The 13208-nt window shown below is 38.3% G+C and carries 12 protein-coding genes, 2 pseudogenes and 1 riboswitch; of the genes and pseudogenes, 5 read left to right on the plus strand and 9 right to left on the minus strand.

Annotated elements, in window-relative coordinates; genetic code table 11:
* Positions 1-173: 173 nt before the first annotated feature.
* Positions 174-1358 (plus strand): MFS transporter, encoded by a 1185-nt coding sequence (locus N178_RS09775; RefSeq protein ID WP_045291977.1) that lies wholly within the window; start codon positions 174-176, stop codon positions 1356-1358.
* A 15-nt stretch (positions 1359-1373) separates the two neighbouring features.
* On the opposite strand, the gene N178_RS09780 is transcribed toward N178_RS09775, so the two are convergent.
* Positions 1374-2300 (minus strand): cation diffusion facilitator family transporter, encoded by a 927-nt coding sequence (locus tag N178_RS09780; protein ID WP_045291978.1) that lies wholly within the window; start codon positions 2298-2300, stop codon positions 1374-1376.
* Positions 2301-2315: 15 nt separating this feature from the next.
* Complete coding sequence (locus N178_RS09785; protein ID WP_013081523.1) at positions 2316-2633, minus strand: ArsR/SmtB family transcription factor; 318 nt, start codon at positions 2631-2633, stop codon at positions 2316-2318.
* Positions 2634-2842: 209 nt separating this feature from the next.
* Between N178_RS09785 and N178_RS09790 the strand changes: the two genes are divergently transcribed.
* Positions 2843-2992: a BH0509 family protein gene (locus N178_RS09790; protein ID WP_013055132.1), complete on the plus strand. Its 150-nt coding sequence runs from the start codon at positions 2843-2845 to the stop codon at positions 2990-2992.
* A gap of 225 nt (positions 2993-3217) precedes the next feature.
* Entirely contained in the window at positions 3218-5137 is a 1920-nt protein-coding gene (locus N178_RS09795) for a heavy metal translocating P-type ATPase (protein ID WP_045291979.1), read from the plus strand.
* Here N178_RS09795 and N178_RS28025 read toward each other — a convergent pair.
* From N178_RS28025 to N178_RS09810, 4 genes and pseudogenes are all read right to left on the minus strand, one after another.
* Positions 5103-5336 (minus strand): annotated as a pseudogene (locus tag N178_RS28025) (hypothetical protein); the annotation flags it as partial. The gene N178_RS09795 and the pseudogene N178_RS28025 overlap by 35 nt on opposite strands.
* Before the next feature lie 339 nt (positions 5337-5675).
* On the minus strand, positions 5676-6515 hold the full coding sequence (locus N178_RS09800) for a YihY/virulence factor BrkB family protein (protein ID WP_045291980.1): 840 nt from the start codon (positions 6513-6515) through the stop codon (positions 5676-5678).
* A 14-nt stretch (positions 6516-6529) separates the two neighbouring features.
* Entirely contained in the window at positions 6530-6868 is a 339-nt protein-coding gene (locus N178_RS09805) for a hypothetical protein (protein WP_045291981.1), read from the minus strand.
* 39 nt (positions 6869-6907) lie between these two features.
* On the minus strand, positions 6908-7381 hold the full coding sequence (locus tag N178_RS09810; protein WP_045291982.1) for a low molecular weight protein-tyrosine-phosphatase: 474 nt from the start codon (positions 7379-7381) through the stop codon (positions 6908-6910).
* A gap of 176 nt (positions 7382-7557) precedes the next feature.
* Between N178_RS09810 and N178_RS09815 the strand changes: the two genes are divergently transcribed.
* A complete protein-coding gene (locus N178_RS09815) occupies positions 7558-7785 on the plus strand; it encodes a DUF1128 domain-containing protein (protein ID WP_013055127.1) in 228 nt (75 codons plus the stop codon).
* Between the two features lie 182 nt (positions 7786-7967).
* Positions 7968-8069: riboswitch (purine riboswitch) on the plus strand.
* An 83-nt stretch (positions 8070-8152) separates the two neighbouring features.
* Positions 8153-9888, plus strand: a pseudogene (gene ade, locus N178_RS09820) (adenine deaminase).
* Between the two features lie 238 nt (positions 9889-10126).
* On the opposite strand, the gene N178_RS09825 reads toward ade, so the two are convergent.
* The 3 genes from N178_RS09825 to N178_RS09835 all read right to left on the minus strand — a co-directional run bounded on the left by N178_RS09825 (position 10127) and on the right by N178_RS09835 (position 13174).
* Positions 10127-10873, minus strand: coding sequence for a CAP domain-containing protein (locus N178_RS09825; RefSeq protein WP_045291983.1), 747 nt, complete (start codon positions 10871-10873; stop codon positions 10127-10129).
* Positions 10874-11228: 355 nt separating this feature from the next.
* A complete protein-coding gene (locus N178_RS09830) occupies positions 11229-11741 on the minus strand; it encodes a type 1 glutamine amidotransferase domain-containing protein (protein ID WP_013081517.1) in 513 nt (170 codons plus the stop codon).
* A gap of 143 nt (positions 11742-11884) precedes the next feature.
* The gene (locus N178_RS09835; protein ID WP_045291984.1) at positions 11885-13174 is read right to left on the minus strand and encodes a lysine N(6)-hydroxylase/L-ornithine N(5)-oxygenase family protein; all 1290 of its coding nucleotides are present in this window, start codon (positions 13172-13174) and stop codon (positions 11885-11887) included.
* Between the last annotated feature and the right edge of the window lie 34 nt (positions 13175-13208).

Here is a 13208-nt window from a genome sequence, read left to right on the forward strand (position 1 = left end):
CCTCTTAATTGTAAACAAAAACATGTAACTATTTACATATTTTATTCTACTCCCCTTACATAAAGATGTCAAATGGACAGCACGGCCTGTTTATATCCTTGTCAATAAAGCGTTTTCCTTGTACGATTAAACAGTTGGATTGACAAAATATAGATAAAAAGAGGTTAAATGCTATGGGTGCTACTCATCAACAACGTTTCTGGATTTTAGTTAGCCTTGTCGCCATTTCTGGATTCAGCCAAGGCATGCTGCTGCCTTTAATTGCTATTATTTTTGAGAAAGACGGTCTTTCTTCTACTATAAACGGATTAAACGCAACGGGATTGTACCTAGGCATTTTATTTATTTCTCCTTTCATGGAAGGGCCGCTTCGCAGATACGGATATAAACCAATTATCGCAGCAGGCGGACTTTTAGTTATTGTATCTTTAGCTTTGTTTCCCTTGTGGAAATCTGTTGTTTTTTGGTTTGTGCTCCGTTTATTTATTGGAATAGGAGACCACGCGCTGCACTTTGGTACTCAAACGTGGATTACATCGTCTTCACCTGCTGATAAACGAGGTCGAAACATTTCATTGTACGGGCTTTTTTTCGGTATTGGTTTTGCTGTTGGTCCTTTAATGACGCCGTTAATTGAAATTAATCAAGCGCTTCCTTTTATGATTTCTTCAGCTCTCTGCCTCATAACGTGGGTGTTTTTATTTTTGATAAAAAATGAATTTCCCCTACAGGAAGTGGAGGTTAATTCATTAAAAGAAACGGCTAAACGATTTTCTAAGGCGGCTAAGTATGCTTGGATTGCTTTTTTGCCGCCTTTTGGATATGGATTTTTAGAATCATCACTGAACGGAAGCTTTCCTGTATATGGCTTACGAATTGGTTTGCAAGTAGAGTTTATTTCACTCCTCTTGACTTCCTTTGCAGTTGGAGCTATTGTATTTCAGCTTCCTCTCGGAATACTGAGCGATAAATTTGGACGGAAATTGGTATTAGGATGGATTTTATCAATTGGAGCCGTTACGTTTTTTACAGCAAGCCTCTTGGAAGAGACCGCTATTCCATTAGTAGCTTGTTTATTTATAGCTGGCATGGTTGTAGGCTCGACGTTTAGTTTAGGAATCAGCTATATGACGGATTTGATTCCTGCTCGTCTACTGCCTACAGGTAATTTACTATGCGGCATTGCTTTTAGTATCGGAAGCCTTGCCGGCCCTTACATAGGCGGTACTTTTATTCAGTTCTTTCATCATGTCAGCTTTTTTAATATTATTAGCGGGATGCTTGGCTTTATTTTTATCATTCTTTTTGTATTCGGACAAAAAATGCCTATGCAGCAAAAAACAAGCGAGAACCTATAGGTTCTCGCTTGTTTTTTAAACTTTTAGCGTTCGATGCTGAAGAGCTGATTTTTCAATTTGTATCGTGGTATGCTCAATGCCGCAGTGATCATGTACTAAATCGATGGCTTTTTGCAAAATTTGCTGACAATCTTTTTCATCTTCTACGCGCATATGACAGCTCAATGAGTCCAGTCCTGAAGTAATGGTCCAAATGTGTAAATCATGCACATCTTTGACTCCTTCAATGTTTTCAAGAAGGTTTTTTATTTCACTGTGATCTACCCCTTCAGGAGAGCCTTCCATCAAAATATGAACGCTATGAGCAAGCACGCCCCAAGCGCTTTTTAAAATTAATACAGACACAACTACAGAAATAATAGGATCAGCAATATACCATCCAAACAGCATCATAAGAAGTCCCGCTACAATAGCTCCAATAGATCCTAAAGCATCTCCCAATACGTGTAAGTAAGCGCTGCGTAAATTTACGTTTCCTTTTACATCGCCTTGTCTCATAAGTGACCAGGCGCTGATTAAATTAGCGAGTAAACCAACAGTAGCAATCAGCATCATGCTGCCGCTTGCTACAGACTGCGGCTCTAGTACGCGCTGATAGGCTTCATAAATGATAAACCCTGCTATTACAAACAGTGCCACTCCGTTAAAAAGAGCCGCTAATATTTCAAAACGATAATAACCGTACGTTTTTTTAGCCGATGCAGCTCGGTTAGCAAACCATATCGCTACTAGGCTAAGAGCAAGTGAGCTTGTATCAGACAGCATGTGTCCGCTATCGGATAATAACGCTAAGCTATTTGTAAAAAGCCCTCCAACAAACTCAAGAACCATAATACCCGCGGTGATAATTAGTGCAATTAACAGACCTTTTTTGTTGCCTTCACGCTGTGTATCAAAATGGTGATGGTGACCATGATGATGGTGGTGATGATCATGACTCATGCAAAGCCCCTCCTCCTATTCGTTATGTGCGCATTCTACGTGCTGAATCACTTGATGTAAAATTCCAACCACGTGTTCATCATCGTACGTATAGAAATACGTATTCCCTTCACGGCGATATTTTACTAAACGTAAATGACGCAAGTGAGTTAACTGATGTGAAATAGCTGATTGTGAAACACCAAGCACTTCAACCATATGACCGACTGAACACTCTTCTTGAAATAGCAAATAAAGAATTTTCATTCTCGTAGGATCTGAAATAGCTTTTAGTATTCTTGATGCTTCTTCTACTGTTTGAGGCGATAAAAACGAATGTTCATCTTTTTTCATACCATCTCTCCGTTCATTATATGCAAGTATATGAGCATATGTTCATATATAAATTATAAAACACATTTTTCTATATAGTCAATTATTTACGTCTTTCAAAATTTTTTTGCCTATTTTTAAAAAAAAATCCACACAAAATACTTTTTCTGTTATATAATACAATTAAATATAATAAACTGTATTAAAACAGATGGAGAGGAGAATAATAAATGAGCAGACAAGAACGTAAAAACATGATTACATTTATTGAAACAATGAAGGGGATTGACCGTGAAACCTTAATGTACATGACGGATGCCGATATCGAGCACATTTACACTTCCGCTTATAAATATTATGAAGAGCATTTAGATATGTAGTACGTTTTTTACAGAATGCAGACGTCCAGCTGCATTCTGTTTTTATTTTTTAAGCATTAGTTGTTACCTCCTTGCTTGTTCCGTGCTATACTATACTAAATATCCCAATTCAAAAGATAATAAATGGAAAAAGTGTGCTGCTATCGCTGAGATGGCAGCTTTCGTGCTTTTTTAGGGGTAATGATTGTGATTATTCTTCTCAATTATCGTTCAAGGAGGATTTGTATGGAAAATGCGTTACCTAAAAAACAAGAACAAACGCCGCAAACGTCTTCTGCTGTCAACGTATTAAAAACACATGGTGAACTCATTGCTGCACTGTTGAGCGGAGTGCTTATTTTAGCCGGCTGGCTGCTTTCAAAACAGCAGGATACAGCTGTATCTATTACGCTCTTTGTATTAGCTTATGTGATAGGCGGATTTGCTAAGGCAAAAGAAGGAATTGAAGAAACGATCGAAAATAAAGAATTAAACGTCGAAATGTTAATGATTATTGCCGCCATTGGAGCAGCTGTAATTGGCTACTGGACAGAAGGTGCTATGCTTATTTTCATTTTTGCATTAAGCGGTGCATTAGAAACGTACACCATGAATAAAAGCAACCGAGAAATTAGCGCCTTGATGAATTTACAGCCGCAAGAAGCAACGCGCCTGATTGGAGATCAAGAAGAAATTGTATCGATTTCGGCTTTACAAATCGGTGACTTGCTGCTAGTTAAGCCGGGTGAACGAGTGCCATCCGATGGTATTGTTGTCTCAGGTCAAACAACGATTGATCAGGCTGCTATTACGGGTGAATCTGTTCCTGTACTAAAACAGCTCGATGATGAAGTATTTGCGGGCACGGTGAATGTGAAAGGCGCCATTACCATTAAAATGACAAAGCCAAGTGCTGAGACGCTGTTTCAAAAGATCATTCAACTTGTTCAAACGGCTCAAAGTGAAAAGTCTCCTTCTCAATTATTTATCGAACGATTTGAAGGCACATACGTAAAAATTGTTCTATCGGTTGTGGCAGTTATGCTTTTCCTCCCACACTATGTGCTTGGATGGAGCTGGACCGAGACATTTTACCGAGCAATGATTCTCTTAGTTGTAGCGTCTCCTTGCGCCCTAGTTGCATCTATCACCCCTGCTTCGCTGTCTGCTATTTCAAACGGAGCAAAAAAAGGAATTTTGTTCAAAGGCGGTGTGCATTTAGAAAGGTTAAGCCATTTAAGCGCAATTGCTTTTGACAAAACAGGAACGTTAACAAAAGGAAAGCCAGAAGTGACAAATGTTATTGTACGTTCTGATATAAACGAACAGGAATTTCTTATTAAAATAGCATCCATTGAACGTCAGTCCAATCACCCGCTTGCTCAGTCCATTGTTGATTTTGTGAAAAACAAGAAGGAATTGACGCTCGTTCAGCCAGATTCACTTGAAGACGTTCCCGGATACGGTGTCATTGGGTCTCTTCAAGGAGATACGTGGAAGATAGGAAAAGCAGATTTTGTAGGTAAAGAAGATGCAGCTGAATTTGAAAATGGGATTTCATCTACGCTTGCCAGTGAAGGAAAAACGATTGTGTACGCAAAAGACCAGCATGGTATTGTGGGATTGCTTGCGCTAAAAGACGTTGTACGAACAGAAGCTGTAGACGCTGTTAAATCTCTTAAAGAGCAGGGTATTCATACCGTCATGATTACAGGAGACAGCGAAAAAACAGCCGAGGCCATTTCAAAAGAATGTGCCGTCGATGAATACATTGCAGAATGTTTGCCCGAAGCGAAAGTAGATAAAATTAAAGCGTTAAAAGAAAAATTCCCTACTGTTTCAATGGTGGGAGATGGCATTAACGATGCACCTGCTCTCGCTACTGCTAACGTTGGAGTAGCCATGGGAGAAGGAACGGATGTGGCACTTGAAACGGCAGATATCGTTTTAATGAAAAATGATTTATCAAAAATTTCGGATGCAGTAGCTCTTTCTAGACGAATGAACTCAATTGTGAAGCAAAACGTTATTTTTTCTATTGCCGTCATCTTTTTATTGATTTGTTCGAATTTTTTCCAAGTGCTTGATATGCCATTTGGTGTTATTGGTCACGAAGGCAGCACCATTTTAGTTATCTTAAACGGCCTGCGTTTGTTAAAATCTTAACGCAAAAAAGAGGTTGAGACATAACAAAATAAATCCAATCGAAAGACGAACAAATGAGATACATGAGCTGGACTGCTTATGACACCGCAATTGATTTCCGTGCAAGGCTTCGCTTTCCGCGGGCGGCCGCTGAGCCTCCTCGTCGCTTTCGCTCCTGCGGGGTCTCACCTGTTCCGCTTTTCCCGCAGGAGTCTTCGCCTTACCCTCCAATCAACTGCTAGAAGGAACGAAACAAATAAAACGATATGCACCATCACAAAAAAAAAAACGAACCACTCATCAAACAGGTCGATGAATGGTTCGTTTTTTACTTGGACTCAACTACCTTTGTCCCAGCCTCTTTATTATGAAAACCCATGCCTTAATGGTAACCGTTTTGTCCATTTTGGCTGTTGCTTGTTTTATGCTTTGGTTGGCTCTTTTTATTTTGCTTTGTATTGCTTCCGTCTTTTTTTGTATGCTTTGTCATGATGTAAAACCTCCCTTTCACTTTGTTAGTATGCTCATATCTTGCGAATGATTTCATGCCAATTTGTGACTATGAAGATTTAACTCGACGGTCGTAGAAAATAGCGTTAATTTCTCCTCCAATAACAATAATCATCCCCGATAGGTACAGCCAAATAAGCAAGATAATAATTCCGCCCAAGCTTCCATATGTAGCTGTATAGTTATTGAAATGATTTACATAATACGCAAACAGCATCGATACCACTGTCCATCCGACCGTAGCAAAAGCCGCTCCTTTTACCACATTTCGAATCAGCAGCTTTTTATTAGGAGCAAAGTAATATAACCCCGTAAAAACAGTAAACAAAATGAGACCGCTGATAATCCAGCGGGAAGCAGACCATAAAGCGAGAAAAGTTTCTGAGAACCCAAACGTAGACGATAAATAAAGACCAATCATATGGCCGAAAACCGGAAGTAAAAGCGCTACAATAATAACAAATATCATCGCAAAAGTAAGGAGAACTGCCATACCTCTTGCCACTAAAAAAGGCCGATTTTCTTGTACGTGATACGCTCGGTTAAATGCTCTTACAATCGCATTGATTCCATTTGAAGCAGACCACATCGTGGCAATGATACCAAAGGACAATAGTTTTTCATTATGAGAACCAATGATATGAGAAACGTTGCTTTCAATCATGTGGAGCGTTTGCTGGGGCGCTACATTTTCGACCAAGTCAAGCAGATCTGTTGATTCCAATGGCAAAAATCCAATCAGCGTAATTAAAAAAATTAAAAAAGGAAATAGCGAGAGCAGCAAATAATAAGCCAATTCAGCTGATAAGCTGGGCAGCTCATCTCGATGAATGCGGCCCATCAGTTCTTTGCCAAACCTTACGATGTTATTTATGTATATTCCAGCCATATGTGCCTCCTTATTTATTTTTGTTCATCACCATACTTCTCCACAAATGCTTCTTTTGTATCGTTTACAATTTCCATCACCTGAGGCGTTGTTTCTTTTAACTTTTCTACTTTTCCTGCTACAAATGATACATCTTCAGAAACTTGCTCAATGGTCGTACGGATCGTTTCATATTTCTCTTTCACAGTATCCGTTACAAGTTCAGGGTGCTGAATAAGAGTTTTTGTTTTGTCTTTCAGTTTTTTACTTCCTTGAATGACGGAACTTCTTGTTTCTTTATCAAATAAAGAAACAGCTCCTCCTATAATTGCTCCAATGACAATACCTTCTACTAGCTTATTTCGTTTACCCATTTGTTGTTTCTCCTCCGTTTTTTATTTTTTGAGTATCACTTATTCCGAAAAATGCTTCTCTATAATTTCGTCTAAAAGAGCCTTACATCCTTCTTGAACTAAGTCATATACTTCGTCAAAATTTCCCGTGAAATAAGGATCAGGCACATCTTCAATATGTAAATAGGGCACAAAATCCAAAAGTCTTGCAATATAACCTGTTTTAGTATGTCCAGCCATCCTTCTCAGATTTCCTACATTTTCGACATCCATTCCAATAATATAATGGAATTTAGCTACATCCTCTTGAATCACTTGTCTTGCTGTTTGCCCTTTAAAATCAATGTTGTTTTTCGTTAAAATAGATTGTGTCCCTTCATGAGGCGGATTTCCTTTGTGCCAGCCTCCTGTGCCTGCAGAATCTACGTGAATTTGTCCTTCTAGCCCTTTTTTCTTCACCATATCTTTAAAGACCGCTTCTGCCATGGGTGAACGACAAATATTTCCCAAACAAACGAATAATACGTTAATCATAGTCTCGACTCCTTTCCCTTATTACAAACATTATATACAATCATTTTTAAACTAAAAAATAGTTTTCTTTTATTTATATCGTTTCCACTCTTCTGTGGATAAGAACCTGACATAAAAGTGTTCACACGATAAAAACATGTTACAATAAAAAAAACGCAACTGGAAGGATGAACAAAGTGGATTTATCAGTAAAATCTCCAGAGAATATTAAACATATGGTCGATAGCATTAGTGAAAAATTGCGCATGCTAAATATCGGAGCAATTAAAGCTGAAGCTTTTGACGAAGAAATGTATGAAGACTTAAAGTACTTATACGATATGGTAATGAGAAAAGATTCTTTTAGCCCAAGTGAAATGCAAGCGATCGCGGAAGAATTAGGTACACTGCGTAAACAAGCTTAATGACAACTCCGTCAATGACTAATAGCCATTGACGGTTTTTTCTACATTTTTTTCTATACATGAATGCTGCACCTTTTAGCGAGCAAATAAGAGTTAAATCGTTTACATACACATAGATGAAATATTCCCAAAAATCTTTCTTTTTTATTAGGAATTGACGTTTTTATTATTTGTCTATAGAATGTATCGAAATACCTAAAGCTCGTATAGTCTTGGAAATAGGGTCCAAGAGTTTCTACCGAACTACCGTAAATAGTTGGACTACGAGGGTTGAACATCATTCATACTGCATTTTTATTCTTCTTTATGTTCTCCCTTACATAGTCCTTCATTGTTATTCAGTTATACAATGAGAGGAGTCACATTCATGTCAAATACAAAAACAACATTAAAAAAACAGCTTGCTGTTGCCAATAAAAAAATACCTGCAGATCTTGTAGTGAAAAACGGGAAAATTATCGATGTCTTTACGCTTTCCATCATTGAAGCCGATATTGCGATTGCTGATGGAGTGATTGTTGGAATAGGTCAATACGAAGGGAATAACGTCGTTGATGCAAAAGGAAATATATTTCTCCTACGTTCATTGATGGACACGTTCACATTGAATCATCAATGGTTACACCTAAAGAGTTCTCAAAACTTCTTGTACCTAGAGGCGTCACAACTGTCGTAACGGATCCTCATGAAATTGCGAATGTTTCAGGGAAATCTGGCATTGAGTTTATGCTTCAAAACTCGGATTCGATTCCTTTAGACGTATTTGTGAACTTACCTTCAAGCGTGCCAGCAACTCCTTTTGAAAGCTCTGGAGCCGTCTTAAAAGCAGCTGACTTGGCACCATTTTTCTCTCACCCTCGCGTGCTTGGATTAGCAGAAGTGATGGATTTCCCTGCTGTTCGAGATGGAGATGACGATATGCTTGATAAATTACAAGCAGCTAACGATGCAAACGGCGTAATTGATGGGCACGGCTCAGGGCTAGATGCCACGGGCGTTAATATTTATCGTACCGCTAACATTTCAACAGACCATGAATGCGTAACAGCAGAAGAAGCAATTGAACGCATTCAGCGCGGGATGTATGTTCTAATCCGCCAAGGTTCTGTTGCTAAAGATTTGAGACAATTGTTACCTGCTGTAAATGAACGTAACGCGCGCAGATTTTTATTCTGTACCGATGACAAACATCTAGATGATTTATTAACGGAAGGTTCTATTGATTACAATGTTCGTTTTGCTATTGAACTCGGGCTTGATCCGTTAATTGCGATTCAAATGGCTTCATTAAATGCTGCTGAATGCTACGGGTTAAAAGATAGAGGTGCGGTTGCTCCTGGTTACAAAGCCGATTTTATTCTGCTGGACGACTTAACCGATATATCTGCAGCACATGTTTATCAAAACGGAGAGCTCATTGCTGAAAATGGAGAGATGCTGTTTGTTCAAGAAGAACAAATTGATCTTCCGACAGAACTAATGAATTCTGTTCATTTGAAAGAGTTCTCTATTAACAAACTTACGATACCACTTCAGCACAATCGGGCTAATATTATTGAAATTAATCCAAACAGTCTGCTTACAAATCATATTGTAGAAGAAGTTCAAGTGAAGCAAAACGAATTTCAGTCTTCTGTAGAAAACGATCAGCTGAAAATGGCTGTTGTTGAGCGCCATCATTTAACAGGGAATATTGGTCTTGGGATCGTAAAAGGCTTTCAGTTAAAAGACGGAGCGATCGCTACTACGATTGCTCACGATTCACATAATATCGTAGCCGTAGGAACAAATGATGAGGATTTAGCAAAAGCAATTGCGGCAATTGAAGAAATCGGCGGAGGTATTGTTATTGTAAAAGGCAATGAAGTGATTGGCTCCCTCCCTCTTTCCATCGGAGGATTAATGTCACCTCACCCTTACAATGAAGTAAACAGCTTACTTAAGCAGCTTCACGGAGCTCTTCATGAGCTTGATATTTCACAGAAATTCAACCCGCTGCTGACATTATCTTTCTTAAGCTTACCTGTTATCCCATGTCTAAAATTAACCGACAAAGGATTATTTAACGTAAAAGAATTCAAGCATATCCCCGTTCAAGCATAAAACAAAAAGGACTCTTTCGAGTCCTTTTTATTTATACCCTTTAGACGGCGTAGTTCGAGTTTTACGATTTTTATAATGACGATATCCTTCTTTTAAAAGGATAGGAAAAACAGCGACTAAAATTTTTTTTAATATACGTCCCAATTTAAGGCACTCCTTTACGTGTTCTTACTTTACTATACCCAAATTGGACAGCTAAAAACGCAAAAAAGAGCAGGTATATCCTGCTCTTTTTGTATTACTTACCGATAAATTGTTGAGTCCAGTACGTAGTATCACCTTTTACGTATCCAACACCAATTTCAGTGAAATCAGGGTTTAGAATGTTTTTGCGGTGACCGTCACTATTCATCCAAGCATTCATTACATCTTCAGGAGATTGCTGACCTTTTGCAATGTTTTCACCTGCAGTTGTATATTCAATGCCGAATTGTTTCATCATATCAAATGGTGAACCATATGTTGGTGAATTGTGGTCAAAGTACCCTTTGTCCATCATATCTTTTGATTTAGTACGTGCAACGTCACTTAATTTTTTATTAAGTGTTAGAGGTTTTAAACCTTGTTTTTCACGCTCTTGGTTCACTAAATCTACGACCTTTTGTTCGAATTGACTAGCATCTTTTGTTTGTTCTGCTTTATCAGTATTTTCTGATTGTTGAGCTTTTGTGTTTTGCTGTGTTTGCTCAGGAGCTTTTGCTTCTTCACTTTGTTCTGGTGCTTGTGCTTGTTCCTGTGGAGCTGCTTCAGCTTGATCTGGTGCTTGTGTTTCTTGTTGTGGAGCTGCTGCTTGAGCAGATTGCCCTTGAGCGTTAAATTTCTTTAATAGCTCATCTACATTTATATTTTGTGCTGCTTGAGCATCTTTAATGGTAATTTGTTTTGGAGTGTTGCAATCAGGAGCTGCTGCATTTGCTTGTCCTGCTGTTAGTAATCCTAATGATACGGCACCTGCGACAGTGGCAATACGAAACCTTTTCTTCATGTTTGAAATCCTCCTATGTGATAATAAAGTTTTTTGTAAAACCGCAACGCATCTAAGCTTGTAGCAAGCCAATCTCGTGATGCACCCTCATTGTTGCACGAAAACTATGAAACTCGCAACGTCTTTTAAGCTACCAAAATTATACTTTCATTTATGTAAAAAATGTTTCGATTGTATTACATGGCTTCCATCTATTGATAGTAAAAGGTTTTCATATTCTTTTAGAAACTGCTTCACCCAATGCAGTAATATAACTGTAAATTCCTCGTCAAAATCGTTACATACAAAAAAGGCGATAACAGAGTGGTAAATCACCCTGTTATCGCCTTTTACAGAAAGTTTTACTAATATTATTTTATTTTAAGACGTTTACTGATTCACGTACGAATGCTTCCATATCGTCTGGTGTACGGCTTGTAACTAGTTGATTACCGCATACCACCACTTCTTTATCATGAAAGTTTGCCCCCGCATTTTTCAAATCAATAGCAATTGATTTGAAACCAGTTACGTCACGTCCTTTTAATGTTTCAGCATTGATTAGCAGCTGTGGCCCGTGACAAATAGCCATAACCGGTTTGCCTTCATCCATAAATGATTTTGTGAAAGCTACGACTTGATCGTCCGCACGCAAGATATCTGGTGAGAAGCCTCCAGGTAAAAACAATGCGTCAAAATCTTCTGGTTTTACATCTGCAATTGCTTTATCAATTGTTAATGTTGTTTCACCTTGTTTACCTGTTACTTCACCTGTTTTAACATCGATTTTTGTTAGCGTATGTCCTTCTTCTTCAAAGGCTTTGGCTGGATCTGTATATTCCACATCTTCAAATAAATCTGTTACTAATACTGCAATTTTCTTACTCATTCTAAGCAACTCCTTAATTGATTTGTGTACTAATGTTCTATAAATAAAATACCCGTGCACTGTTCTTTTAAACATGGTTTATGAGCAAAAAACTTTTCTACAATAATCAAAAAGCACATTGGAGGTTTTTACAAAGCAGAAATTCAAAACAAATTAAATGTCTGAAACGTCGTCTCTTCTGGAACTGGGTACACATCTCTACCTGCAATTACGTTCAGAATACGCTGATTGCGCTGAACGGATAAACCAAGATTTGTTGCGCCAGATCCATGTGAATGTTCGATATTAGTTAAAGTAAAAAAGTGGTGGTTACGGGGGTGTTTAAAGACAAGCCGGTAATCTTTTGTGACTTTGAAACGCTTGTCATCTTCCCATTCGATATCATCTTTTATTCGTTCAATGAACGGCGAAATCTTTGGCTTATAGCCCGTGGATAATATCAAACGATCCGCTTCGTATTGAAAAGAGCGTTCAGCCTTTAATTGTTTGCACTCCAGCTCATATCCATTTCCTTTTTTATGAATGTCACTTACTTCAGTCGAAGCTTGAATCGTAACGGGTACTCTTCCTTTAAGTGAACGATGATAGAGTAAATCATAGATTTTCGTTAAGGTAGAAGATTCAATTCCGTGACGTAAAGGATTTAAATCTTCTACTGTGCTTGTACGTTCCTCAAAAGCTAGCGAATGAAAGTAATCTACATAGTCTGGCGAAAATAACTCTTGAGCAAGCTTGGATTGATCAAGCTGAAAAAAATTAGAGGATCTTGTAAACCATGTAAGGTGGTAATCATGTTCAGTCTGTTCTTCTAGTAAATCAAGAAAAATCTCGGCAGCACTTTGTCCTGACCCAACGATCGTTACATGCTTTCCTTTTTGAACCTCTTCTTTTTTATGTAAATAGCCGCTGCTGTGTAAAATATGCTCATTCAGCTTTTCTTCAAAAGCCGGAGGCACAAGTGGAATGCTTCCTGTTCCCATTACAACGTGTTTAGCATTTACTGTTTGAATTCCCTCAGGTGTTTCTACCTTTACTTCATAATACTCTTCTTCATTTTTCGGTATCACGTCCACAACTTTTGAAGAAAAGTGGCAGGAAGATAGCTGCTCCGCTACCCATTTTGCGTACTCGTTGTATTCTTGACGCGGAATGTCAAAACGATTAAAGAAAAAGAACGGATACAAGCGTTTTTGCTTGTGAATATAATTTAGAAACGAATAGGGGCTTGTTGGATCCGCAAATGTAACTAAGTCTGCTAGAAACGGAATCTGCAAGTCCGTGCCGTCAATTAACATGCCTGGATGCCATTCAAATTTCTCTTCTTTATCAAAGAAGACGGCATCAATTTCATCAAGAGGCTCAGCAAGGGCCGCTAAGCCTAAGTTAAAAGGTCCTATTCCTATTCCCACCATGTCATACTGCTTATTTGTCATCTTTAAACTCCCTTTCATAAAAAAAGCTAACAGT

The sequence above is a fragment of the Priestia aryabhattai B8W22 genome, from assembly GCF_000956595.1.
In the GTDB taxonomy this organism is placed as follows: domain Bacteria; phylum Bacillota; class Bacilli; order Bacillales; family Bacillaceae_H; genus Priestia; species Priestia aryabhattai.